Source organism: Bacteroides caecigallinarum, assembly GCF_021531075.1.
Taxonomy (GTDB): domain Bacteria; phylum Bacteroidota; class Bacteroidia; order Bacteroidales; family Bacteroidaceae; genus Phocaeicola; species Phocaeicola caecigallinarum_B.
Map to the genome: position 1 here is coordinate 1 of NZ_JADYTJ010000174.1, position 256 is coordinate 256.

The following is a 256-nucleotide window of genomic DNA, read 5'->3' on the forward strand; positions in this document are numbered from 1 at the left end:
GATTTGGAGACAGATCAGCCGCAAGGCATGTATGAAGGTGCTGCATGGTTGTCGTCAGCTCGTGCCGTGAGGTGTCGGCTTAAGTGCCATAACGAGCGCAACCCTTTCTGTCAGTTACTAACAGGTAATGCTGAGGACTCTGGCGGTACTGCCATCGTAAGATGTGAGGAAGGTGGGGATGACGTCAAATCAGCACGGCCCTTACGTCCGGGGCTACACACGTGTTACAATGGGGGGTACAGAAGGCAGCTTGCCG

At 54.7% G+C, this 256-nt stretch carries 1 rRNA gene; it reads left to right on the top strand.

From position 1 onward, the window contains the following. Positions 1-256: ribosomal RNA gene (locus I6E11_RS14955) — 16S ribosomal RNA — on the top strand; the annotation flags it as partial.